Annotated in this window: 19 protein-coding genes; 13 read left to right on the top strand and 6 right to left on the bottom strand. The window is 42.2% G+C overall.

Features of this window, described 5'->3' with window-relative positions:
• Positions 1-73: 73 nt before the first annotated feature.
• The 5 genes from MTO98_RS20180 to ligD all read left to right on the top strand — a co-directional run bounded on the left by MTO98_RS20180 (position 74) and on the right by ligD (position 6,113).
• Positions 74-718, top strand: a complete 645-nt coding sequence (locus MTO98_RS20180) for a carbohydrate-binding family 9-like protein (RefSeq protein WP_243480793.1) — start codon at positions 74-76, stop codon at positions 716-718.
• A 27-nt stretch (positions 719-745) separates the two neighbouring features.
• Entirely contained in the window at positions 746-2,041 is a 1,296-nt protein-coding gene (locus MTO98_RS20175; RefSeq protein WP_243480792.1) for a sugar MFS transporter, read from the top strand.
• A 321-nt stretch (positions 2,042-2,362) separates the two neighbouring features.
• The gene (locus MTO98_RS20170; protein ID WP_243480791.1) at positions 2,363-2,653 is read left to right on the top strand and encodes a hypothetical protein; all 291 of its coding nucleotides are present in this window, start codon (positions 2,363-2,365) and stop codon (positions 2,651-2,653) included.
• Positions 2,654-3,202: 549 nt separating this feature from the next.
• Complete coding sequence (locus MTO98_RS20165; RefSeq protein ID WP_243480790.1) at positions 3,203-3,379, top strand: DUF3606 domain-containing protein; 177 nt, start codon at positions 3,203-3,205, stop codon at positions 3,377-3,379.
• Positions 3,380-3,386: 7 nt separating this feature from the next.
• Positions 3,387-6,113, top strand: a complete 2,727-nt coding sequence (gene ligD / locus MTO98_RS20160; RefSeq protein WP_243480789.1) for a DNA ligase D — start codon at positions 3,387-3,389, stop codon at positions 6,111-6,113.
• A gap of 135 nt (positions 6,114-6,248) precedes the next feature.
• Here ligD and MTO98_RS20155 read toward each other — a convergent pair whose 3' ends face one another.
• From MTO98_RS20155 to MTO98_RS20140, 4 genes are all read right to left on the bottom strand, one after another.
• Positions 6,249-6,755 (bottom strand): hypothetical protein, encoded by a 507-nt coding sequence (locus MTO98_RS20155; protein ID WP_243480788.1) that lies wholly within the window; start codon positions 6,753-6,755, stop codon positions 6,249-6,251.
• A 70-nt stretch (positions 6,756-6,825) separates the two neighbouring features.
• The gene (locus MTO98_RS20150; RefSeq protein WP_243480787.1) at positions 6,826-7,476 is read right to left on the bottom strand and encodes an HD domain-containing protein; all 651 of its coding nucleotides are present in this window, start codon (positions 7,474-7,476) and stop codon (positions 6,826-6,828) included.
• A 70-nt stretch (positions 7,477-7,546) separates the two neighbouring features.
• Entirely contained in the window at positions 7,547-8,410 is an 864-nt protein-coding gene (locus MTO98_RS20145; protein ID WP_243480786.1) for an AraC family transcriptional regulator, read from the bottom strand.
• A 10-nt stretch (positions 8,411-8,420) separates the two neighbouring features.
• The gene (locus MTO98_RS20140) at positions 8,421-8,975 is read right to left on the bottom strand and encodes a DUF1543 domain-containing protein (protein ID WP_243480785.1); all 555 of its coding nucleotides are present in this window, start codon (positions 8,973-8,975) and stop codon (positions 8,421-8,423) included.
• 152 nt (positions 8,976-9,127) lie between these two features.
• Between MTO98_RS20140 and msrA the strand changes: the two genes are divergently transcribed.
• From msrA to MTO98_RS20125, 3 genes are all read left to right on the top strand, one after another.
• Complete coding sequence (gene msrA / locus MTO98_RS20135) at positions 9,128-9,736, top strand: peptide-methionine (S)-S-oxide reductase MsrA (protein WP_243480784.1); 609 nt, start codon at positions 9,128-9,130, stop codon at positions 9,734-9,736.
• Entirely contained in the window at positions 9,736-10,254 is a 519-nt protein-coding gene (gene msrB, locus MTO98_RS20130) for a peptide-methionine (R)-S-oxide reductase MsrB (protein WP_110585279.1), read from the top strand. The genes msrA and msrB overlap by 1 nt, the downstream gene beginning before the upstream one ends.
• A gap of 304 nt (positions 10,255-10,558) precedes the next feature.
• Positions 10,559-11,590 (top strand): class I fructose-bisphosphate aldolase, encoded by a 1,032-nt coding sequence (locus MTO98_RS20125; RefSeq protein ID WP_243480783.1) that lies wholly within the window; start codon positions 10,559-10,561, stop codon positions 11,588-11,590.
• Between the two features lie 44 nt (positions 11,591-11,634).
• Here MTO98_RS20125 and MTO98_RS20120 read toward each other — a convergent pair whose 3' ends face one another.
• Together MTO98_RS20120 and MTO98_RS20115 are read right to left on the bottom strand one after the other, a co-directional pair.
• Complete coding sequence (locus tag MTO98_RS20120; RefSeq protein WP_243480782.1) at positions 11,635-12,732, bottom strand: alginate lyase family protein; 1,098 nt, start codon at positions 12,730-12,732, stop codon at positions 11,635-11,637.
• Between the two features lie 7 nt (positions 12,733-12,739).
• Positions 12,740-14,302: a M20/M25/M40 family metallo-hydrolase gene (locus tag MTO98_RS20115; protein ID WP_243480781.1), complete on the bottom strand. Its 1,563-nt coding sequence runs from the start codon at positions 14,300-14,302 to the stop codon at positions 12,740-12,742.
• Between the two features lie 123 nt (positions 14,303-14,425).
• Between MTO98_RS20115 and MTO98_RS20110 the strand changes: the two genes are divergently transcribed.
• The 5 genes from MTO98_RS20110 to MTO98_RS20090 all read left to right on the top strand — a co-directional run bounded on the left by MTO98_RS20110 (position 14,426) and on the right by MTO98_RS20090 (position 23,713).
• Positions 14,426-14,893: a hypothetical protein gene (locus MTO98_RS20110; RefSeq protein ID WP_243480780.1), complete on the top strand. Its 468-nt coding sequence runs from the start codon at positions 14,426-14,428 to the stop codon at positions 14,891-14,893.
• A 128-nt stretch (positions 14,894-15,021) separates the two neighbouring features.
• Positions 15,022-16,308: an esterase-like activity of phytase family protein gene (locus MTO98_RS20105; protein WP_243480779.1), complete on the top strand. Its 1,287-nt coding sequence runs from the start codon at positions 15,022-15,024 to the stop codon at positions 16,306-16,308.
• A gap of 417 nt (positions 16,309-16,725) precedes the next feature.
• A complete protein-coding gene (locus tag MTO98_RS20100) occupies positions 16,726-19,917 on the top strand; it encodes a TonB-dependent receptor (protein WP_243480778.1) in 3,192 nt (1,063 codons plus the stop codon).
• A gap of 26 nt (positions 19,918-19,943) precedes the next feature.
• A complete protein-coding gene (locus tag MTO98_RS20095; RefSeq protein WP_243480777.1) occupies positions 19,944-21,563 on the top strand; it encodes a RagB/SusD family nutrient uptake outer membrane protein in 1,620 nt (539 codons plus the stop codon).
• 314 nt (positions 21,564-21,877) lie between these two features.
• The gene (locus MTO98_RS20090; protein ID WP_243480776.1) at positions 21,878-23,713 is read left to right on the top strand and encodes a DUF1080 domain-containing protein; all 1,836 of its coding nucleotides are present in this window, start codon (positions 21,878-21,880) and stop codon (positions 23,711-23,713) included.
• Positions 23,714-23,718 lie beyond the last annotated feature (5 nt).

The following is a 23,718-nucleotide window of genomic DNA, read 5'->3' as shown; positions in this document are numbered from 1 at the left end:
TTAATTAGGTATTTGCTTTGGGTTAAAGGTGAGTTTTTGGTACATTGAAACTGAAATAATTTATAAAACAACGGTGAAAGAAGTTTATGCCCAATTTATTCTGGGTACTTACAACGAAAATGATCTTGATGAGCTATCTGCCTTAGTTAACAAGGAGAAAAAGTATGCTATTGATAATCTTTTATGGAGCGATACAGGGTATTTTCCATCAGTTAGCTTTTCAATAGCTTATACAGAAGATGCCATTGTACTAAAATATTATGTAAAGGAGCTGCATAGCAGGGCGATATATACGAGTGCAAACGACCCTGTTTATAAAGATAGCTGTGTAGAGCTTTTTATAGGGTTTGACGATGATAGCAATTATTACAATCTGGAATTTAATGCGCTCGGAACCGCATTGGTTGGCTTCGGTAAAGATCGTAATGAGAGGAAAGCTATACCCGATGACAAAGTGGGAAACATAAAATCGTCAGGTAATATTAACAGCACTCCGGATTCAACCGGTTTTAATTCATGGGAGTTGACATTACTGATCCCTTTTGATGTTTTTATTTACCATGATATAAAATCATTGAAAGGAACAATGAGCAAGGCAAACTTTTTTAAATGCGGCGACGAATTGCCCGAGCCGCATTTTATAAGCTGGAGTAATATTGATAGCCCCGTGCCCGATTTTCATTTGTCGCAGTTTTTTGGTACAATAAAGTTCGTTTAAAAATACCTCTAATTAAAATAACATACTATGGCCCAGGCAACAACCTCTGTAATCGAATCGCCGGTAAAAAAATCGGCGATAAACCCCATTGTAATTATCGGTGCTTTGTTTTTCATTTTTGGTTTTGTAACCTGGATGAACGGTACACTAATTCCGTATTTAAAAATAGCATGCGAGTTAAGCACTAAGGAAGCCTATTTTGTAACCACGGCTTTTTATATTGCCTACGTTGTAATGGGTATCCCCGCCGGAAAAACCATAAAGAAATTTGGTTTTAAAAATGGTATGGCCATAGGCTTATTTGTAATGGCGGTAGGCGCATTAATATTTGTCCCCGCCGCAATCACCCGTACATATGGCGTATTTTTAATTGGCTTGTTTGTTCAGGGCACCGGATTAACAGTATTGCAAACCGCCTCAAACCCGTACATTACAATTTTAGGACCTGCCGAAACAGCTGCAAGAAGGATAAGTATCATGGGCATTTGTAATAAAATAGCCGGTGCTTTGGCCCCCGTTATTTTAGGAACTGTGGTACTTGCTAACATTGACGCAATAACTGAAAAGCTTAAAACTTTGAGTGCAACAGAAAAAGCACTGGAACTTAATGATCTGGCATCAAGAGTGATCATGCCTTATGGCATTATGGTAGTAGTTTTAATTTTACTTGCGGTACTTATTTATTTTTCATCACTGCCCGAAATAAATACAGAGCATGAAGATGAAACTGTAGCTGCGGCAAATACCAACAAAACAAGTATTACGCAGTTTCCACATCTGATGCTTGGCGTAGCAACGCTGTTTGTTTACGTAGGAGCCGAGGTTATTGCAGGCGATTCTATCTCGCTTTATGGCACTTCTCAGCACATTCCTTTGTCAACAGCTAAGTTTTTTACATCGTGTACTCTGGTATCTATGATAGTTGGTTACCTGGTTGGTGTTTTTTGTATTCCGAAACTGATAACGCAGCAAAAAGCGTTAGTGGCCTCAGCAATTTTGGGTATCGTTTTAACAGCTGCAGCATTGCTTACGCATGGTTATGCATCGGTATTTTGCATAGCACTGCTTGGTTTAGCCAATTCGTTGATGTGGCCTGCTATATGGCCGCTGGCGCTGGCAGGTTTAGGCCGCTTTACCAAAATTGCATCTTCATTGCTGGTTATGGGAATTGCCGGCGGAGCGGTTTTGCCACCGCTGTACGGCTATTTTTCTGAAAGGTTTTCGGCTCAGTCGGCCTATATCATGCTTATCCCTATTTACCTGTTCATCCTTTATTACTCAACAGCAGGACATAAAGCCGGCAGGCATAACGTAAAAGCATAATCTCAATATTTCTTTTTTTAATATTTACCGGGTTTTAGCACTATTCATCATGCTGAAACCCGGTTTTATTTTGTTGATGGTTATGTGTTTGATGTATAGTGTTTTATGTCGCGCTGTATTTCGTCGATGAATTGAGTTTTTTGCGATATATAGTTATGAAATTCAAATTGATTTTATTTAATTTATTGATTATTAGTGAATTGTGAATTTGGTTCAATTGTTGGCTTAAAACGGATAAAATGAACAACATTTGCCGGAAAATTAGTCCATAACTTTTGATGAACTATGCTAATAAACAGGGTATTAAATTAAATCAACATCATGAAAAACGTAAAAACCTGCAAAAAGCTCAATCGTACTTTAACCAAATGGGTTATCGATCTGCACGGAAAAGGTTATATCAATGATTTTTTGCAATTAAATAATCAAAGGTTACGTTGCCTTCAAAACAGTGAGGATTTTCCGATATCCGATCTTAATATCAATGTTATCGACCAGGGGTTTGATCAGCTAACCCGAACTTACAAATACATTCACACGATCGAAACCATGGATGGCGATAAGGGGCTGCTTGTCAATGAAGCGTTGTGCATCCCGCAGCTGGTTAATTGATTCTGTGTAAGTTGTTTATTTAGCCTTTCATTCGGTTCATAAAATCTCATGCGTGAGAGATAGTTTTTACCCGAGAGTATCAAAAATCCGGAGAGTTGATAGGCCAATTCGCCGGATTTTTTGTTTAATACCGTTTCCATACAGTTTTAGATATTAAGCTTAGTTAATTGTGCCAGGGTGGTTTGCAACTAATAATCGTCAATGCCCGAAATATGGTGAACCTTTCGATCGGGATATTTTATTTAATTTATTGATAATTAGATAGATGATGTGATGGCATGCGGTATGCATACAGCTTTGTAACAAACTGAACTAAAAACATCTAAAGAAATTAACTATGGAAATGTTCATATTCTGGATAACCCGGCTGGTGCTGCTTGCCTGCCTTGCTGTACTTATTTACATAATGATACCAAACTACGCCGAACAAAACGATGGGTGGGAATAAGTTATAATGATCGTTAATTTTATTACAATAATTTATTAATTAATACTCAAACCTTTGCAAGGGACTATCTGTTCAATATAGTATCAATTATAAAACTAATTATGGACAGTAAAAACAAAACCGGATGGCCTGACAGCAACCTCATCAATACCAGTGAGAATTATGAGGTTGAATATTGGGCAAACAAATTTGGTGTTCGGCCCGAAAGATTAAAAACGGCAGTACGTGCTGTAGGGAATTCAGCGGCCGCAGTAGCCAAGTTTTTGAATAACAAATAGCATCAATATGAGCCTGGAAAAGTATGCCGAAAAACGCGATTTCAGCAAAACTAAAGAACCCAAAGCGGGCCGGAGCAAGGATAAGGATCACCTGATGTTCGTGATTCAGAAACATGACGCTTCGCGCTTGCACTATGATTTCAGGCTTGAGATGGACGGCGTGCTAAAAAGCTGGGCTATCCCAAAAGGCCCCTCAACTGATCCTAAGGTAAAGCGCCTTGCTATGATGGTTGAGGATCATCCTTTTGATTACCGGAACTTTGAAGGTATCATCCCCAAAGGTGAATATGGCGGCGGTACCGTCATTGTTTGGGACGAAGGTACCTATGAGCCGATAGATGAGATCAAAGGAAAAAAAGCGCAGGAAAAGCACTTGCTTAAACAGCTTAAAGCCGGTTCCGTAAAGATCAAACTCCATGGCGAAAAGCTGGAGGGCGAGTTCGCCCTTGTTAAAACACATGGTATGGGTGAAAACGGCTGGCTGCTCATTAAGCATAATGACGAATTTGCTTCTGCCAGGGACATCACCAAAAAAGATAAATCAATCCTTTCCGGCAAATCCATAGAAAGTATGGAAAAAACAAGCGAAAAGGTTTGGCAGCGCGGGCATGAGGAGGATTTAGAAAAGCCGAAGAAGGCAATTAAAAAAAAAGCCCTGAACGAACCGGTTCAGGAGCTGGAAGATAAAGTTGATACCAACGATATTGAACATTTTGATGTTGAGCAGTTATTGAAAAAAGCGCCCAAATCGAAAGCCCCCACCAACATCAAGCCCATGAAGGCCACCATGGTTGATGAGCCTTTTGACGATCCCGACTGGCTTTACGAGGTTAAGTGGGATGGCTATCGGGCTATTGCGGTGATCGATAAAAAAGGAGCGGAACTCATCTCCCGTAATAATCTTCCTTTCGATAAGTATTACCCTATCAATAAATTATTAAAAGACTGGCAGATAAACGCTGTAATTGATGGCGAGATCCTGGTGTTGAACGATAAAGGAATCTCCGACTTTGGAGCCCTGCAAAACTGGAGGAGCGAGGCTGATGGCAACCTGGTTTATTATGTGTTCGATATCCTTTGGTATGAGGGCAAAAACCTGATGGATTTGCCCCTTAAACAACGCCAGGCAATATTGACATCCATCCTCCCCACAAATGACGACCGCATTCGGCAAAGTAAGGTTTTTGATACCGGTGGCATCGAGTTTTTTAATGCTGCTGAACGCATAGGCTTAGAGGGGATCATCGCCAAAAAAGCAAGCAGTGTTTACACTTCTGATCTTCGCTCAAAAGAGTGGCTTAAAATAAAGGTGCACCGCAGGCAGGAAGTGATCATTGCAGGCTTTACTAAAAACGCCGGCACCTCTAAATCATTCAGCGCATTGATCCTTGCTTTGTATGATGATAAAGGCAAGCTGCAATATGCTGGCAAAGTGGGTACCGGTTTTTCTGATAAACTGCAAAAGGAAATGATGGAGCAGTTTAAGCCCCTTATTACCGATAAAAGTCCGTTTGAGGTTGAACCTGATGTAGATAAGCCATCGCGGTTCAGGCCACAGCGTTTAGGTGCAAAGCCTACCTGGCTCAAACCCGAGCTGGTTTGCGAAGTTGCATTTGCCGAAGTAACCGGCGATGGCGTGTTCCGGCAAGCCTCCTTTAAGGGAATGCGTACCGATAAAAAAGCAAAAGATGTAGTGCTGGAAACCCCAAAAGATACTACTGAAACGGTAGAAGAAGTTGAAAGCACTGATAACGATACTCATGCTAAAGCTATTAAACCCTTGAAAGATACAGATCGTAAAACCCTGCTTAACCCGAAGGATGAAACCCAGGTACGCAAAATTTGCGGACACGAGCTTAAATTTACCCACCTGAGCAAAGTTTACTGGCCCGAAGATGGCGTAACCAAGCGTGATATGTTTAATTACTATTACCAGGTTGCCGATTACATTCTACCTTATTTAAAGGACAGGCCAATGTCGCTCAACAGGTTTCCCAATGGTATACACGGGCCAAGTTTTTATCAAAAGGATGTGAAAGGCAAAGCGCCCGACTGGATCACCAAAACTTTTCCGTATACCAATGGGGAAGGGGAGCATAAGGAATATCTGGTAGGCTCTGATGAATCATATTTACTTTGGATGGCCTCATTAGGATGCATTGAAATGAACCCTTGGTTTAGCCGGGTAAAATCGCCGGATAACCCGGATTATTGCGTGATAGACCTCGATCCTGATAAAAATACCTTTGACCAGGTTATTGAAGCCGCTTTGGAGGTGAAAAAAGTATTGGACGCAGTGGATGTACCGTCATGCTGCAAAACGTCGGGTTCAACAGGGATGCATATTTATATTCCGCTGGGTGCTAAGTATGATTATGATCAATCGCAGCTATTCGCACGGCTTGTTGTGGATATTGTGCACAAGCAAATTCCAGATTACACCAGTCTGGAACGCATGGTAGCCAACCGGAAAGGCAAAATGTACCTCGATTTTCTACAGAACCGCCCGGGTGCTACCATTGCCGGTCCGTATTCATTGCGGCCCAAACCCGGAGCTACTGTTTCTATGCCCTTGCATTGGGACGAGGTTAAGCCTGGGCTTACCATGAAAGATTTTACCATTTTCAATTCTATAGATCGGCTCAAGGAAACCGGTGATCTTTTTAAAGGGGTACTGGCAAAAGGCATCGACCTGGAGAAAACGATTAAAAAGGCGAAGAGTGTTTTTGAGTGAAAATTAACAAAAAGCGTCATTGCGAGGTACGAAGCAATCCCAAACTATACAGAGCGGCGCTGCTAATCGGGGGTTGCTTCGTACCTCGCAATGACGCGGAGTATAACTGTTCAAAATGACAAACCCTGTATCGTTTCAAGCCACAGCCGCCGACAGGATAATACCATTGTGCGCATTTTCCACGCCATTGGCATAACCATTACTGTCGATAAACATCTTTTCATTTTCGATGAGGAAATGTGCCCCGCCAACAAAGAAATTTCCTTTAATGGTTACCACATGATCAGGGTGCTGCGCGTGAATTTCGTTAAGCACGTGGCTTGATAAACCAGGATACTCATGCGGATCGAACTGGTAAACATCCAGCACTGGTTCGGCATGGCCGGGTTGAAATACCTTAATGCGGCCGCTGGTTACATCAAGCTGTACATTAGCACTGTTTTCATTAGCGTTTGCACTTATCCTGATAGCCTCGCCGTTTTGTGTGTTGATACTGGCATCAATAGTAAGCACTTTGCCTTTTTGATCATCATAAAACGAAAGGATCTTCAAAAACTCAATATTACTAAGCCCATCGCTGTAAGTTAGTGTGTTCTGCTCGCTTAAAAAAATGGTAGTCCCAAAAATGAATGCATGTTTCATAACGGAAATATTTAATTGGTTGATTAATAATGATACAATTATCAAAACCACAAAATGTTTTAAAATTCCATTATTCTTTCCATGGTGAATGCAGGATACAATCACAAAAGTTTTTCCTATGAAAATTGGGGATCATATACGCACAAACATCGGCTTTGATATTACCAAAAGTAGTTTCGGTTTTATGCTCAAAGCCACCAAAAAATGTAGGGATGATCTTCTTTTTAAAATCATTGCGCGGGAATGCTGTAATGATCTCTTCCCTGTTGGCATCGCTTAAATTTTCATAGCCTTCGCCCATTACATCAAGGCCAACGCCCGAATACATCAGGGCAACCTCCGGTTCTTTATACTCGGCTATGCCGATGGTGGTATGGAGGGCAATGGTATCCCAAACCAGTTGCAGTTGATCTTTCGGTAAACCGTAGCTTGTTAAGAAATCGCGCGCTGCGTTGGCGCCATCTACCTCGAAACGCTTATCAGCGCTGCTGTAATGCGGTGTTAAGCCCAGGTCATGAAATATGGAGCTTACGTACAGCAATTCGGGATCGTATTTTAATTGTTTACGCCCGCCGTTGAGGGAAGAGAAAATGAACACCCTGAGCGAGTGGTTATAAATAAACTCAGTGCCATGTTCCAACAAAAGTTCGGTGGCATGGTTGGCAATGGTACTATCAGGAATGGTGATCCCTGCTATGGTTTTTACTTTAGTTACTGACATAATTTTAATGGAATTAATATGCCTCAAAATTATGCCGGTACCGCCGGTTAAAAATGTTAAAACCGGCTAATCACATGCCAATATGTACAAAGTGTGAGCGGTATTGATGGGGCGATACCAACGTATTCTTTTTAAAGAAATGGCTGAATTGCTCGGGCGTTGAAAAGTTAAGATGGTAGGCTATCTCCTTTACAGGCTTCGCCGAAAATTGCAGAGATCGCTTCGCTTCGGATATAAGTTGCCCGTTAATGATCTCTTTAGCACCTTTGCCGCCACAACGGTTGCAAAGTTCAGTTAATTTACGGGTGGAGATGCCCATCTGCTTTGCAAATTCAGCAACCTCATGGGTGTTTTGATATTGGCGGCTAACCAGCTCCAGGAACTGGCGGTATAGCTGGTTATCATAGCTATCAAATCCTTTACTCAGCGAGGCATTGATATTGGCTGTTTTGATCATGATGATCTTCAAGTAAGCAGCCATGGCATCCAGCTTGTTGATGTAGCCGGGTTTAATAAATTCTGTATGCAGCGTTTTAAAAAGCGGACTTAGTTCCTGTACATCGTCGGGTGTTAACGGGATCTGCTGGTTATCAGATGCATTATTGAATAATACCGCCTTGCAATTATTGGCGCTATCCGGGGCTCTTTCCCAAAAGCAATCGCCAAAGCTTATTGTATAACCGGTTAAAACGGTACCGGCAGAAAAGGTAAAAAGCTGGCCTTTTGATATCAGCAACAATTGATCGCCAACAACAGGATAGGGGGCAGTATCGATAACTACCTGGCCCGAACCCGTAGTAATTAGAAAAATCCGATTATAAGTAACCCTGTGCACTCGTTGATCATCAAAATGCTGTTCCTCCCAATTTTCGACAGAGAAAGAATCTTTGATGTCCCGGTCGGCAATGATATTCAGATGTTCAGGCTTTTTCATGAGGGTACTATTATAAATTGCTCAACTTAAAATAACCAAGCGTGATCTTATCTTCCGGAAGATCGGCATTCGGGATAAGTTCGATCTGGTATTTTTCTGTTTGAGCAGGATTTAAAATATCTTCTACATTATAAATATCATCAACATCAACGCCGTATTTATCATCGATGTGGGAGTTAGCCCCGGCAAAATGGTTATGCTTAAAGAAAAACGTTTCCTTAGCATTTTTAGAGGCCGAAGCAAAATCATTCTGAACAGTAAGTACAACGTAGTGCTGCTCTTCAAATTTATCAGGCTGATAGCCGCCAAGGTTAATGAAAAATAATTTATTATCCTGCGGGATGTTATTACCTCGCTGAGCGATCTTAACAGCATATCCATCAACCGTACTTACTTCCCGCCATGCATCGATATGAATTTTTTCGGGTTCGGGCCAAAAGGCCTGGATCTCGGGTACCAGGTCGCGAAGCGATGGCGCTATCCCAAAGAACACGTCATGTTGTTCTACGTGCCTTCCCGGCGGTTTGCAGCCCAGCATCAGCATAAACAGTTTAAGGTTTTCCATAGGCTAAAGTTAGTATAAGCAGTAAAGCGAAAATAGGCGTTTTGTCAAACAACTATCACAAAGTGTTAAAATGGTAACTTTGTTCAACGTTAGCTATGTTTTTTACGTTAGTTGCTATAAATACGCATCGTATTAAAACCTATTTGATATACATGAAAAAAGTAATTTGTTCAATAGCCGTGCTGTTAACGGCTTGTTTCTCTGTTTTTGCTTCCGGCCCTAAAAAGGGTTTGGATACCGCCACCTTTGCCACAGGCTGTTTTTGGTGCACCGAAGCCAAATTCCAGCAATTGAAAGGAGTTGAAAAAGTGATCTCCGGATTTTCCGGCGGGCACGTAGCCAACCCATCTTATGAGTTGGTTTGCACCGGTACAACCGGTCATGCCGAAGCTTGTAATATTATCTATGACCCTACCAAGATCACGTACGATGAACTGATTGCTGCATTTTTTGTAGCGCATGATCCAACCCAATTAAACAGGCAGGGTAATGATGTGGGTACACAATACCGCTCGGCTATATTTTATCATAATGCCCAGCAAAAGCAAAAGGCCCAATATTACATCACTAAACTGAATGCCGAAAAAGCATATAAAGATCCGATAGTAACGCAATTGGTGCCATACAAAAATTTTTATAAGGCCGAAGACTATCACCAGAATTACTTTAACCAAAACGGCAGCCAGCCTTACTGTAAATATGTGATCCAGCCCGAGTTGGAAAAATTTAAAAAGGTATTTAAAGATAAATTGAAGCAATAATGAAAGCGGTATATATCATAGCAGCCTTGTTCTGTTTCGCTACAGGAGCATTTGCACAGCAGCCCAAAACAATAAAAGGGCATGAGAACAATCCGTATTATTCCAATACCGACACCAAACATTTAAACGTGTCAAATGCCGAATGGAAAAAGATCCTCCCAGCCGCATTATATGCTACTGCAAGGGAGCAGGAAACAGAACGTGCATTTACCGGTAAATACTGGAACAAGGATACCAAGGGCACTTATTATTGCGCGGTATGCGGTAACAAGCTTTTCCGCTCGGATGCTAAGTTTGCAAGTGATTGCGGCTGGCCAAGTTTTTATGAGCCGGTACGCAAAAACAGTGTGATCTACAAAGAAGATAATTCATACGGCATGCAGCGCACGGAAGTAATTTGCGCTCGCTGTGATTCGCACCTGGGGCATATATTTGACGACGGTCCGCCGCCAACACATAAAAGGTTTTGTATGAACTCTGTTTCGCTTGATTTTGTGCCGGAAGGATTTGGGTTGTAAGAGTACTTTAAAGGGCAACTGAAAACAAATAGTGGGCTTTAGCCTGAATGCTGCAGGCATTTTGGCTAAAGCCCTTTGTTTTTTGAAGATTATCTATAGAAATTGGCAGGTTGCACCAGAGGTGCAAAAGGTTTGTAGAAATAAAATAGCCATTTTTAGTGTGCCAGAGGTACACAACTCCTTCTTTGCACATCAATTCACCAGTTAAAGTCATCCATAAGTAAACCTGCAATATTCCCTGCGCTGCTTAAAACAAGTATGAATTAACTTGTGTTTATCCACCAACAACCAAGCAATTTTACTTATGCAACTGCAAAGCCTGAAAGATATCGCAAAACAGCTGATGGCCGGGAACAAAGGCCTTTTAGCCATGGACGAAAGTACCGCCACCTGCAACAAACGTTTTAAAGCACTCAATATCCCGCAAACGGAAGAATATCGCCGCAAATACCGCGACTTGATCGTGAACACGCCGAAGCTGGAGGAAGCTATAAGCGGAGCCATTTTGTTTGATGAAACGATAAGACAAAGTACCGCAGATGGTAAGCTGTTTGTTGATATCCTGAAGGAAAAAGGAATTATTCCGGGTATTAAGGTAGATGAAAGCGCACGGGATATGGATGGCTTCCCCGGCGAAAAAATAACCGAAGGTCTTGATGGTTTACCGGAGCGGTTGGCCGAATACTATAAATTGGGTGCCCGCTTTGCTAAATGGAGGGCTGTAATAACAATAGGTGAAAACACACCTACAAGCGGCAGTATCAAGGCCAATGCATTTCTGCTGGCTCGTTACGCGATTATGTGCCAAGAAGCCGGGATTGTCCCCATTGTGGAGCCCGAAGTTTTGATGGATGGCGATCATTCCCTGCAAACCTGTGCCGATGTAACCAATGAGGTTTTGCATACGGTGTTTAACCAGTTGTACCAGCAACGGGTGAATTTTGAAGGAATGATACTGAAGCCCAATATGATTGTGCCCGGTATTAAAGCCGCACAGCAGGATAGTGCCGATGTGGTGGCGGATGCAACTATCAATTGTTTTTTACGCTGTGTGCCTGCCTCTGTACCTGGCATCGCGTTTCTTTCGGGCGGACAGTCTCCCGAATTGGCATCTGAGCGTTTAAACGCTATGCACGTACGTTTCAAAGATAAAATGCCCTGGGCTTTAACATTTTCGTATTCAAGAGCTGTACAGCAACCGGCATTGGAAAAATGGGCTGGTAAGGATGAAAATATTGAAGAGGCGCAAAGGTTATTATACGAGCGCGCCCATATCAATACCATAGCCCGCGATGGCAAATATACACCGGAGCTGGAAAAGCACCCGGTAGCCTAAAACAAAAACGCCGCCCGGAAAGGCGGCGTTTTTGTTTACTCGATTTATAAACCCTTAACTTTATAATGGGTATAAGTAGTAAAGCCTAAAAAAGTATTATCGATAGGGACGCCAAGCGGTGCCTGTAATCCCCTTAAATATTTTAGGTTATCAGTATTGTAGTGTCCATAGGCAATTTCGACTCCGGGAAAAATACGGCTGTTTAAATCGCAGTAATCACAGCCCGTTTTTTGCTCGTAAGCATTCCGCATAAAATCATAGCCGAGGCTGATGTTTTTATTGCTGATCTCCCATAAACTATTATCTCCCTGTATTTTGGCAATGGCAGCGGCATAAGCATAGGCCGTTAATGAGTATTGATAATGAACACAATCTTTACGCACACAAAGTTCAGGCAGCGTTCCATCCGGTTGAATGACATTTGGCAATTCTTTTACTAAAAGTTCATAGCCTGCACGATAAGCGGTATCGTTATTTAAAAACACACCGATAGTCATTTTAGCATATCCTGCCGATGCATCCCAGTTGTTTTTATAGTCGGGGATCTTGTTGATGTAGTTATCCTTTACGTTAACAAGGTACTTGCCGAACTGCTCAATGTCGGGAGCAGCCCATCCGGCAGATTTACCTTTTACTTTATAATGCCTGATGATCTCGGCGGCAGCTACGAAACTTGGGGTTGTCCATGATGCTTCCAGGTCGGGCTGGTTGGGATTTGTTTTCCCTGCCAGCAGGCCATAATCCTTAAAAGCGTAAGCCCATCCGTTCAGTAAGCCGATTGCCTTCTTAGCATAGCCGGTATCGCCGGTAGCAGCCCAGGCAAGCGCAAAGGCGTAAACCAGTTCGCAATCCTTCCTGATCTGCGTTTTTGAAGGCGAAGTAGCTCCATTTGAGCCTACTACAATGGTTGACGGGAACGAAGCGGGGTACTCGTGCTCCCTAATAAAATCCAGAACTTTTTGATATGCCGCAGTCCGCATGGTATCACCTGCTTTAAGCTGGGCGCTGATGAGGTCTAAACTGGCCCGGGTATTTAAAATACCCGGGTGCACAAATTTGGTTTTATAATTTTCCTGCGCTTTCAGGCTGAAGTTAAAGAGCATCAGCAGGGATGCGAGCAAGGTTATTTTACAATATCTCATCTTTAGCCTACTTATCCAATCCACCGCGTCGCGTTGCTTTAACCTGCGCAGGCCATTTAATGCCTTCGGTTTTGGTATTAACAGTTTTCTGCGGGTCTTCGCTGGCCATGTAAGCCATGATGGCAGCTAAAATGGCATTGTTTTTCAAATCATCAAATACAACTTTATCATACGTGTCGCGGTTGGTGTGCCAGGTATATGACCCGTACGACCAGTTAAGCGAGCTTAAAGAAAAGCCCGGTGCGCCAACTGCTACAAATGATGCGAAGTCAGATCCACCACCGCCCGGCTGGCCGGGGAAATTTGTTTTGATCCGGTTCTTGATGGTGTCTGGCACGGCAGCAAGCCATCTGCTCAAATAATCCTTAGCTTCAACAAAGCCCTGGCCGGTTAGGTTTACGACACGGCCTGTGCCATTATCCTGGTTAAACAGGGCTTGCAGGTTACTTACAATTTCGGGATGGTCCTCAACAAAAGCACGTGAGCCGTTCAATCCTTCCTCTTCGCTGCCCCAGTGGCCTACCAGTATGGTACGTTTTGGGTGAGGATAGAATTTTTTCAACAGGCGCATAGCCTCCATCATAGTCAGGGTGCCAGTACCGTTATCGGTAGCTCCGGTGCCGCCGTCCCATGAATCAAAGTGAGCGCTTAGCATTACATATTCATTTGGCTTTTCGCTGCCCTTGATCTCGGCGATGGTATTGAACGTTGGCACTACGCCTAACTCTTTCGATTCGCAATGGATACTGATCACAGGTTTGTTGCCCGATTCGCTCAGGCGGTACAACATACCATAATCTTCCAGCGAAATATCAACCGTAGGGACGATTTTGGTATAAGCACCAAAGATCTTATCAACCCCAAACCCTGCCGACCAGTTATTGGTCAGGATGCCAGCTGCTCCGGCGTTTTCCAATGCCACAGGTAATGTTTTATTGGTGAGGCCTGTTTTGCTGATACGTTTTTTCCAGGCATCGGTTTGGGCGGTGCGGTCGGCCTTCATTTTATCAAATGATTCTTTCATGGCAAACTCCTGCCAGTTATAATCAGGCCTGCCGGTTGGTTGCAACATCGAGATCATGACAAATTTGCCTTTTACATTAGGTAGCCATTGCTGAAAAGCTACAGAATCAGCCACATCTGGTAAGATAATTACCTCGGCAGTGCTGGTTTTTTTACCCATGCCAGGGCTCCATGCCAATTGAGTGCCTTCTAATGATTTTACCCTCGGCGATACCATATCAATATGCGAGATTCCGCGTTCCCATCCGCGCCATTCGCCCCACTTTTCGTTTTTAGCCTGAATGTCCCAGCTTTTATATTTAGCCACCGCCCAGTCGTTAGCCTGTTTCATTTGCGGCGTACCAACCAAACGCGGACCGATGCCGTCAAACAATTCGTGCGCCAGCTTTTCAAGTTGCGAGTTATTGGTTTCCTCGGTCATGATACTGTTAATAACAGGGTTATTTGATTGGGCCGAAGCTATGCCACTGCAAAGCAGCATGCCAAGAACAAGAGGCTTTGCCCTGTTCAAAAGGTTGTTGCAGGTATGATGGTAAATATGTTTCATAGTGCCTAAATTATGAAAAAAGCAGTCGCGGTAATACGTTTTATCCGGAATGACATTGTTAAGTAACATAATTATTGCAAAGTGTAATTAAATATTTACTTTGTAGGCCTAAATCTTATTGCAATGAAGGTACCCGCTTCTCTTATTGTTTTTTTACTAATATTTATTAGCTGCAGGCATGTAGAAAAGAAATCTGCCGAAATTGTTAAAACTGATGCGATGAGCAGCGTCCCAAAAGCAACCGATACTATAAACGGGTTGCCAAAAACAACTGAACCTGTTTTGGAGCAGCAGGATAGTTTAAGAAATAGCAACTGGGTTGATACGCTTATAGTAGATTACATTGAGCACTCGGACAATGAATTGATTAAATTGTCACGTAAAGATACATCAATACATGATGGGTGGATGTTTGACCGACTTCAAAAAAGAGGTGTAAATACCTATTTTGTTTATAATATTGGCCATGACTATAATAATGGCGATGGTGTTATCTACGCTTCTGACGGTTGGGTGTACATAGATACTCTGAATAGGAAACTTTATGAGTACCAGGTCACTGATGAAAGTTTGAAGGAATGGAAACATTGATTTAACCTTTTTCGATTTTTTTAGCAAAATGTCGTAGTAGTTCTCTTGTGTTAAATTATTGTTATAGAATTAACAATAGGTTTACACGTGGCCGGTTCTTTTGTAAAAGTTAATCAATCACAGATCAAATGAAAAAACAATTACTCGGCCTTATCGCGGCATCTGCGGTGGTCCTTTCTTCCTGCCATGACGATAACAAGATTTCTCCTTTCAGTTATCCTGATATGGCCGAAGCACAAAACCCTGCAGTGCTTTTTACTACTGCGGGCGGTGTAAAGGTATACAATGGTGGCTTCGGTTCGGCCGTTGCGGCAGATCCAAACCATAAAGACATATTTTATCTGCTTACAGATCGCGGCTCAAATGTTGCCGGGCAAACAGCAAATTCAATTATCATCGGTAAACCGGATTTTGATCCGCAAATTGGCAAATTCAGGTTAATAGATGGCAAACTGATATTGGAACAAACTATAGAGCTTAAAAATGCCAGCGGCGCAAAGTTAAATGGTCTGCCGAACCCGGCTGGGATGGGGGCATCCGGAGAGGTGCCTTTTGACCTTAACGGCAACAAATTATCAGCCAGTGCCGATGGTATCGATTCAGAAGGCCTGGTATTGGCAGCAGATGGTAGTTTTTGGATAAGTGACGAATATGGACCGCATATTGTTCATTTTGATGCTAACGGTAAAACTATTGAGCGTATCAATCCTTACGGTACCGGAACTGGCGGACGTAAAATTCCGGCTGTATTTGCTACCCGCAGGGCTAACCGTGGTATGGAAGGCTTAGCCATTACGCCCGACGGTAAAACACTGGTTGGCATGATGCAGTCGCCAATGTACAACCCATCTAAAGCAAAGGTTGCCAACTCAACTATATTGCGTATCCTCACTTTTGATATAGCTTCCGGAGCTACAAAACAGTATGCTTATGTTATGGACAATATTACATTGACGGGTGTTAGTGATATAACTGCTGTAAATGCAACTACATTTTTAACCATTGAGCGCGACGGTAATTTTGGCGGCGCGCCAACAAACCCGGCAACCTTTAAAAAGGTGTTTAAAATTGATATCAGCAATGCAACCGATATTTCAGACGCTGCTAACAGCGATAACGGGAAATTGTATGGTGGTAAAACGGTTGAAGAGCTTAATGATGCAGCCGGTTTGCAGACTGCCGGTATCACTCCGGTGTCCAAAACACAGGTGCTTGATCTCCTGAAGGACCTGCCAACTATTTATCCTCATGACAAGGCCGAAGGTTTGGCGTTGCTGCCAGGTAATGTCCTTGCTATATCTAATGATGATGACTTTGGCGTTATTGATGATGGTAAGAATGGTTTTGCCGCTAAAATTTTGCCGGCTACCAATTCGGTAGACCGTAACCGGATTTATTTTGTAAAGCTTAAATAAGGGTTAAGTAAAAGTTGAAAAAATAATGAAGCCTCCCGGTGTTGCCGGGAGGCTTCGTTATTTACAGTCCGGCCCATTGCACAGACAATCCTTAGTGATTAAAAATGATTTTATTGTTAAAATAACATTTATTACATGGTTTGATTTTAACATTGATATGTATTATTTTACCCTGAAAGCGATAGAATATTGGTCTGTAGTTCTTATTTTTTATTTTAATATGTTGATTGTTAGTGTTTTATTTTTATATATGTGTTTTTTTTAACTGTGTTAAATTAATACAAAAAACCACTCATATCGTATTACAATCGATTGCTGACCGCAGCTACATTTACTTAGCATAAAATCATGATCTCAATAATTGTCAAAAAGTGATTTTGTGCTTCAAACCAATTCTAACAATTTAAAGTAAAATGTATGAGAGGAAAACTACACATCAAAAAAGTTGTGGCCTTCATCTGCTTAAATTTATCGCTTGCGCTGATAAGTTTTTCAGGTTATGCTCAAAGTAAACAGGTAACCGGTAAAATTACAGGCTCAGATAATGGGCTCCCTTTACCAGGGGTTACTGTAAGGGTAAAAGGAGGTACACAAGCCGCTGGTTCTAAGGCCGATGGTATTTATTCAATAACTGCAGGCAGCAACGAAACGCTTGTTTTTAGTTTTGTTGGTTTCTTAAACCAGGAGGTAGCCATAAACGGCAGATCTGTTATCAACGTATCATTAGTACCCGACAATAAAACCCTTACCGAGGTTGTTGTTGTTGGTTACGGTACCACTAAACGTAAAGATTTAACAGGTTCGGTTAGTTCGGTTACAGCCGAGCAAATTGCTAAAGTACCTGTTACTGCTTTAGACCAGGCTTTACAGGGCCGTTCATCAGGCGTACAGGTTACCAATAATGATGGTGCACCAGGCGGCGGCGTTAGCGTACTGATCAGGGGCATAGGTAGTTTGGCCAATAATGACCCCTTATATGTAGTTGATGGTTATCCTATTACAGGTGGGCTTAATAACATCAATCCAAATGATATAGCGTCAATTGACATTCTTAAAGATGCATCAGCTACTGCTATTTACGGCGTTAGGGCATCAAACGGTGTTGTAATTGTTACTACCAAAAAAGGGAAAAAAGATGGCGGTGCACAGGTATCGCTTGACGCATATGCCTCCCTGCAGTCAAAACCTAAAACTTATAAAGTACTAAACGCACAGCAATGGGCAACCCTGGCTAACGAAGTTCACGCTAACGAAGGTTTTACAGAATTACCTGAATGGAGCAATCCATCATCTTTACGCAGTGTAGACTGGCAGGACGCAGTTTATCGCAAGGGTTTAAAGCAAAACTACAATTTAGCTATTCGCGGGGGCAATGACAAAGTACAGTCAGCATTTTCGGCCGGATATTATGATCAAAAAGGTATTGTATTAGGTTCATACTTCAAACGTATTAACCTGGGTACCAACATTGACTATAGTGTTAACAAATGGTTAAAATCGTCAACAAGCGCTGTGTTTTCGAGGCAGAATAGTAACAATCCATTTGGAACAGGTTCTTTATCACAACTGAGTGAACTGATCCCTACTATAACAGGTAATAAACTTACCGATCAAATTAAAGATGCTAATGGCAATTACGGTTACTACAACCCGGTAAATATCTACACAAAAAGCTGGAACAATCCTGTTTATACCATTGAAACACAGGATTCAAAAAACACGACAAACTATTTTCTGGGACACAGTTCGTTAGAAGCTACTTTGATTGAGGGTTTAAAGGTTAAAACAAGCTTTGGTATCAATACTACAGATTTTTCGAGCCATTACTTTACACCATCTGATACCCGTGCAATTCAGCAATATGGTGTAGGTAACCAAAGCAGCATTAGCTTTTACTCTCAAAATGCAAGCACAACTTATGAGTGGTTATGGGAAAATACCATATCATACACCAAAACTTTTGGCAAACACAGCATTGATTTTGTTGGTGGTGTTTCTCAGCAAAGTAATACAGTTACAAACATTGGTGGTAGCGGTAATGATTTACCAAGTAATGCTATCAGGGACTTATCGCAGGTTAAAAATCTTGTTGCCTACGGAGGAAAACAGACCTATACGCTTGCATCACAGTTTGGCAGGTTAAGTTATAAGTTCGCAGACAGATATCTGTTAACTGCTACGGTGCGCCGGGACGGCTCTTCCAGGTTTTATCAGGGAAACCAGTACGGCGTATTTCCATCGGGTTCAATAGCATGGAAAGCTAAAGAAGAATCATTTTTAAAAGATGTTAGCTGGCTATCAGATCTGAAGTTCAGAGGTGGATATGGTAAAGTAGGTAATCAGTCGGGTATTCCTTTGTTCAGGTATTTAGCACGTTATACATCTGGCGGTCCTCCTGCTTCAGGCACTAACGTAGGGTATCCGTTTGATAAAACTTATCAAAATGGCCTGGCTTTATTAAACCTTGATAATACTAATTTGAAATGGGAAACATCCAAGCAAACAGATGTTGGTATGGATGCCGCGTTTTTAAACAACAAGCTTACGCTAACTGTTGATTATTACAAAAAGGATTCTAAAGATTTCTTATTAAACATCCTTACCCCTGCACAAACAGGTTTTACAAGTGCCGCCCAAAACGTAGGTAGTATAAGTAATAAAGGGTTTGAATTTGCTGTTAACTACAGAAATTCAATAAGGGATTTTAATTATGGTATTGGTGTTAACATTACCACAGTAAATAATAAGCTGTTGAGTATCAATAAAAGCACCACTGCTATAACAAATCTTGTTAACCTGCCATTAAATGCAATGGGCTGGTCAACATTTAGCCAAACCAATATAGGACAGCCGGTAGGTGAGTTTTATGGTTACCAGGCAGTAGGTATATTTCAAACCCAGGCAGAAATTGACGCCTTAAACGCGAAATCGCCTACAGGTAATTACCAGGGCACTAATTCTCAGAAAACCCAGCCGGGAGATCGTAAATTTAAAGACGTAAATGGCGATGGTCAGATCACTGCTGATGACCGTGTGAGTTTAGGAAGCCCGATCCCTAAGTTTTATGGCGGCATGAACATCGATCTTTCTTACAAAGCATTTGATTTCAACGCATTCTTTTACGGCAGTTACGGTAACAAGATCTTCAATTACCAGGAACGTAATCTTGAAAGTTTCCAGGCACCGGGCTTTGTGGGGGTTGAAAACGTTAGTTTGCAATATTACCAGAACCGCTGGACACCAACTAACCCATCAAACCGTTATGCAAGGGTTACTTACAATGATGATATCAGCGCTAATAACGTTGCATCAAGCGTGTATGTAGAAAATGGCAGTTACTTGCGTTTACGGAATGTTACTTTAGGGTACACATTGCCGGCTGTTTTAACTAAAAAGTTTTCTGTTACAAAGGTTCGTTTTTATGTGTCTGCTCAAAACCTGTTCACTATAACTAAATACACAGGCCTTGATCCGGAGATTGGACAGGCAACCGGAACCGACCCGAACAACAATAACGCATCCACCGTTAATCCAACGGCCTCAGGCATAGACCTTGGAACTTATCCTTCATCTAAATTTTACACTTTAGGTTTAAATGTCACTTTTTAAATAACATTTAACATAACAGTAAAAACATGAAAATTAATAAAAAATATATATACATACTGTCAGTAGGGCTGGCCGTGTTATTTCCGTTAAGTTGTAAAAAAGGATTTCTGGATCAAACAGATTCACAGAATCCAACAGCACAGGTTTTGTTTGATAAGCCGGAAGATGGCATCGCTCTTGTTAATGCCATTTATGACACTTATCAAAATGCCGATTTATTGAAAAAATCGATCTGGTATTATGCCAACTTTCAGTCGCATGACTTTTTTAACTGGGGAGCAGATCGCTTTTACAACACATATGCGATTCCCTCAACCTTTGGTGCTATCGAAGTGTTTTGGACACGTGCGTATGTTGGTATAGCCCGTGCAAACTCTGCTTTGCCAATCATTGCAAAAATGAAAGACAAAGGTATATTAACTGCGGCCCTCGCTGATCGTCTTACCGGCGAAGTTTACTTTTTACGTGGTATGACTTACTATTACCTTGCAGCGAGTTTTGGCGGGGTTCCATTAGAGTTAAAAGATGGTACCAATCTTGGTTTAACAGCAAGAAGCACGCAAGACGAGGTGTTTACACAAGTTGTTTCTGACCTTAAAACAGCAACCGGATTGTTACCATGGAAAGAAGATTTGCCAAGTTCAGAAACTGGCCGTGCTACTAAGGGGGCAGCCTTTGGCTATTTAGGCGCCGCACAAATGTGGCTTAAAAAATATGCCGATGCTTTAACATCTTATAACCAGTTAACGGGTAAGTACACTCTGCTGCCTAATTTCATTGATGTGAATGAATATGACAAGCAAAACAATGCCGAATCGCTTTTTGAAGTACAGTTTGATGTTGCGGGAACCCAAAGCTGGGGTGCCAGTAATGAAGTTGCATGGATCAGTACTTTTGGTATGCCCGAAGAGGTTACCAATTTTGGTTATGATTACGCTAACGAAAGTTTGGCTTCATCTTTTCAAACCGGAGATTTGCGCAGGATAGCAACCGTAATTGGCCCTGGTGATGAAAACCCAAGCCCTGGTATTAAAGCAAGAGGCGGCATAAAATCATATCCTTTGGTAGTTGCCGGCTTTGCAAGTACCGATCCTGCTGTGAAGGCAAAATACACCGGTGATGACGGTAAGATCATCAATACCTGCGGTACCAAAACACGGCCATGGGTAGGTTCTGATAACTCTCAGTTGAGAACTGGTTACTACAACGAAAAATTCTGGAGAGACCCTACGTTGGTAGGTAACTCAGGTGATCAAACCATATTTGGCGCTCAAAACCAGGTGCTGCTACGTTTTGGCGAAGTTTTATTAAGCAAAGCTGAATGCCAGGCCCGTACAGGCGATGCTGCAGGAGCCTTAGCTACGCTGAAACAAGTTCGTGACCGTGCGTTTGGTGGCTCGGCCCCGTTAACTTTCATCAGCGATGGCAAAGTAATAACCGATCCGTTGCAAATGATTTACAGCGAATACAGGCATGAACTTTCAGGCGAATACTCAACTTTTTATGATTTAAGAAGGGCTGGGGTTGCAACTGATTTTGTGAAAAACGTGTATGGTATAACTATACCTGCCGGTCGTGAATTATATCCTATTCCGCAGTTTGAAATTGGGCTTAACCCTAATTTAACTCAAAACCCGGGGTATTAACAGTTTTGATTTAAGAAAAAGGGTTTCTTCCGCCGGAAGAAGCCCTTTTTTAATGTTGTGAGTTTTGTGGATGACGAAATTTGGCTTACAGTATTTATCAGCGGGGCTTACCAATGTTCAAAGTATATTATTATCGATAACAACGGGAGCCAGATGTCAGCAAATTAGACAGGTTAACGCATGTGAAAATAAAATCAGGTATTGATAAAATATTATTCGTAATCGATTGCGTAAATTATTTATCTTGCATTACAAATGTAAGGCCGACATTATTATGCGCCTTAACCAATAAACCATATTATAATTAAAAATCAATGCATTGCTTCAATCAATCTCCTAAACTCTTCGGCCGGAAAAAGTTTTGGATAGCATGTGTTTGCCTGCTGGGTTGCCAGCAACTTAAAGCGCAAAACACTATCCCTCTTAACGATCTGACTTTTTTCGATAATCCATCTTCAAACTGGAAATTAGCAGCTAATGCACAGGCTGATATTGTACAGGATGAGGTTTTGACCGTTAAAGATGGCAACGGGATCCTCGTAAACCTGCCCGGTAAAAAAGGGGCAAAAGATTTGTATACCAAAACAGTTTATGGCGATGCCGATCTTGAGCTTGATTATATGATGGCAAAAGGTTCAAATTCGGGTATTTATCTGCAAGGGCGATATGAAATTCAGCTGCTGGATAGCTGGGGCACAATAAATCCCAAATCGGGCGATAACGGCGGTATTTATGAGCGCTGGGACGATAGTAAGCCAGAAGGGCTACAAGGGTATGATGGCCATGCGCCAAGGCAAAACGCCAGCCGCGCGCCGGGACTATGGCAGCATATTAAAATTTCGTTTCAGGCACCACGCTTTGACAACAACGGCCAAAAGATCAGTAACGCCAAAGTACTTTATATATGGCTTAATGGCGTTTTGATCCAGGATAATGTAGAGCTTGCCGGGCCAACACGCGGGGCTTTTGATAATAAAGAAGCGGTGACCGGTCCGCTGCGTTTGCAGGGCGATCATGGGCCGGTTGCTTTTCGTAATATCAGGATAACCAGTTATGATAAGCCACATCCAACGCTTACGGGCTTGAAATATTGGGTTTATAAAGGCGGAGATATTAAAGGCGATGCTTATAAAAAGTTAAAACCGGAATCTGAGGGGACCTCGCCTGTGTTATCATCGAATCAAAGCAAGCTAAATAATGATTTTTTAATCCGCTATGCCGGTAGTATCCAGATTAAAGAAGCTGGCGAATATTCTTTTAAACTGAGTGTACCCGGGGGTAAAGGTTTATTCCGTATTAACGGCGCTGATGCTGTTGCATTGGCTGAGAACAAGGGAGGCGGTCAAATTCAACTCCAACCCGGAGATCATCCGTTTGAACTCCTCTACTCAAAAACTGTTGATTGGGCTAAACCGGCTTTAGGGCTTACGGTAGCAGGGCCCGGTATTCGCGAGTATCTATTGAGCGATGGTAATGTTAGTAACAATGATCCTGTTGATCCTATTTTGATCAACGCTGCTTCAAATACCGTTTTACGAAGCTTTTCCGATTTACCGGGCGGTATCCGGGTTACTCACGGTGTAAATGTGGGAAGTCCTGAATTGCTGCACTATACCTATGATCTTGATAAAGGAATGATAGTACAAATCTGGCGGGGTGGATTTTTGGATGCAACCCCCATGTGGCATGACAGGGGTGATGGTTCATCCCGCCCGGCCGGCTCTGTTCAATACCTCGGCAAACCTGTACCTGCAATTGAAAAACTCGGCGATGCAAATGCAGCCTGGGCGTTGGATACTGCGGGTACCGGGTACAAACCTAAAGGCTATGTTTTAAATGCAGATGATGTTCCGGCGTTTAAGTACAATATTTATGGAACCTCGGTAAATGATGCCAGTAGTGTAATAGAAAAGGGGCAAGGCATCCGCCGGGAAATAACTCTTTCCAACGATGTAAACGGCCTGTTTTATCATCTGGCTTCGGGTAACATCGAAACACTGGGCAACGGGTTATATGCAGTTGATGATAAATCCTACTATATCCGTATTGATGATGCAGCGGGAGCAAAACCAGTTGTTCGTGAAGCGGGAGGGAAGCAGGAGCTTATCATTCCGATCCAAAAGAAATTAACCTATTCCATCATTTTTTAAGCTGC

This window comes from Mucilaginibacter sp. SMC90 (assembly GCF_022811725.1).
GTDB lineage: Bacteria > Bacteroidota > Bacteroidia > Sphingobacteriales > Sphingobacteriaceae > Mucilaginibacter.
The sequence above is the reverse complement of the archived record's forward strand: the minus strand, read 5'-3'. Positions and strand labels throughout refer to the sequence as shown.

Excerpts from the sequence above, each read along its gene's own strand:
- MTO98_RS20175 (WP_243480792.1), top strand. The coding sequence starts at position 746 with ATGGCCCAGGCAACAACCTCTGTAATCGAATCGCCGGTAAAAAAATCG.
- MTO98_RS20170 (WP_243480791.1), top strand. The coding sequence starts at position 2,363 with ATGAAAAACGTAAAAACCTGCAAAAAGCTCAATCGTACTTTAACCAAA.
- MTO98_RS20165 (WP_243480790.1), top strand. The coding sequence starts at position 3,203 with ATGGACAGTAAAAACAAAACCGGATGGCCTGACAGCAACCTCATCAAT.
- ligD (WP_243480789.1), top strand. The coding sequence starts at position 3,387 with ATGAGCCTGGAAAAGTATGCCGAAAAACGCGATTTCAGCAAAACTAAA.
- MTO98_RS20155 (WP_243480788.1), bottom strand. The coding sequence starts at position 6,755 with ATGAAACATGCATTCATTTTTGGGACTACCATTTTTTTAAGCGAGCAG.
- MTO98_RS20150 (WP_243480787.1), bottom strand. The coding sequence starts at position 7,476 with ATGTCAGTAACTAAAGTAAAAACCATAGCAGGGATCACCATTCCTGAT.
- MTO98_RS20145 (WP_243480786.1), bottom strand. The coding sequence starts at position 8,410 with ATGAAAAAGCCTGAACATCTGAATATCATTGCCGACCGGGACATCAAA.
- MTO98_RS20140 (WP_243480785.1), bottom strand. The coding sequence starts at position 8,975 with ATGGAAAACCTTAAACTGTTTATGCTGATGCTGGGCTGCAAACCGCCG.
- msrA (WP_243480784.1), top strand. The coding sequence starts at position 9,128 with ATGAAAAAAGTAATTTGTTCAATAGCCGTGCTGTTAACGGCTTGTTTC.
- msrB (WP_110585279.1), top strand. The coding sequence starts at position 9,736 with ATGAAAGCGGTATATATCATAGCAGCCTTGTTCTGTTTCGCTACAGGA.
- MTO98_RS20125 (WP_243480783.1), top strand. The coding sequence starts at position 10,559 with ATGCAACTGCAAAGCCTGAAAGATATCGCAAAACAGCTGATGGCCGGG.
- MTO98_RS20120 (WP_243480782.1), bottom strand. The coding sequence starts at position 12,732 with ATGAGATATTGTAAAATAACCTTGCTCGCATCCCTGCTGATGCTCTTT.
- MTO98_RS20115 (WP_243480781.1), bottom strand. The coding sequence starts at position 14,302 with ATGAAACATATTTACCATCATACCTGCAACAACCTTTTGAACAGGGCA.
- MTO98_RS20110 (WP_243480780.1), top strand. The coding sequence starts at position 14,426 with ATGAAGGTACCCGCTTCTCTTATTGTTTTTTTACTAATATTTATTAGC.
- MTO98_RS20105 (WP_243480779.1), top strand. The coding sequence starts at position 15,022 with ATGAAAAAACAATTACTCGGCCTTATCGCGGCATCTGCGGTGGTCCTT.
- MTO98_RS20100 (WP_243480778.1), top strand. The coding sequence starts at position 16,726 with ATGAGAGGAAAACTACACATCAAAAAAGTTGTGGCCTTCATCTGCTTA.
- MTO98_RS20095 (WP_243480777.1), top strand. The coding sequence starts at position 19,944 with ATGAAAATTAATAAAAAATATATATACATACTGTCAGTAGGGCTGGCC.
- MTO98_RS20090 (WP_243480776.1), top strand. The coding sequence starts at position 21,878 with ATGCATTGCTTCAATCAATCTCCTAAACTCTTCGGCCGGAAAAAGTTT.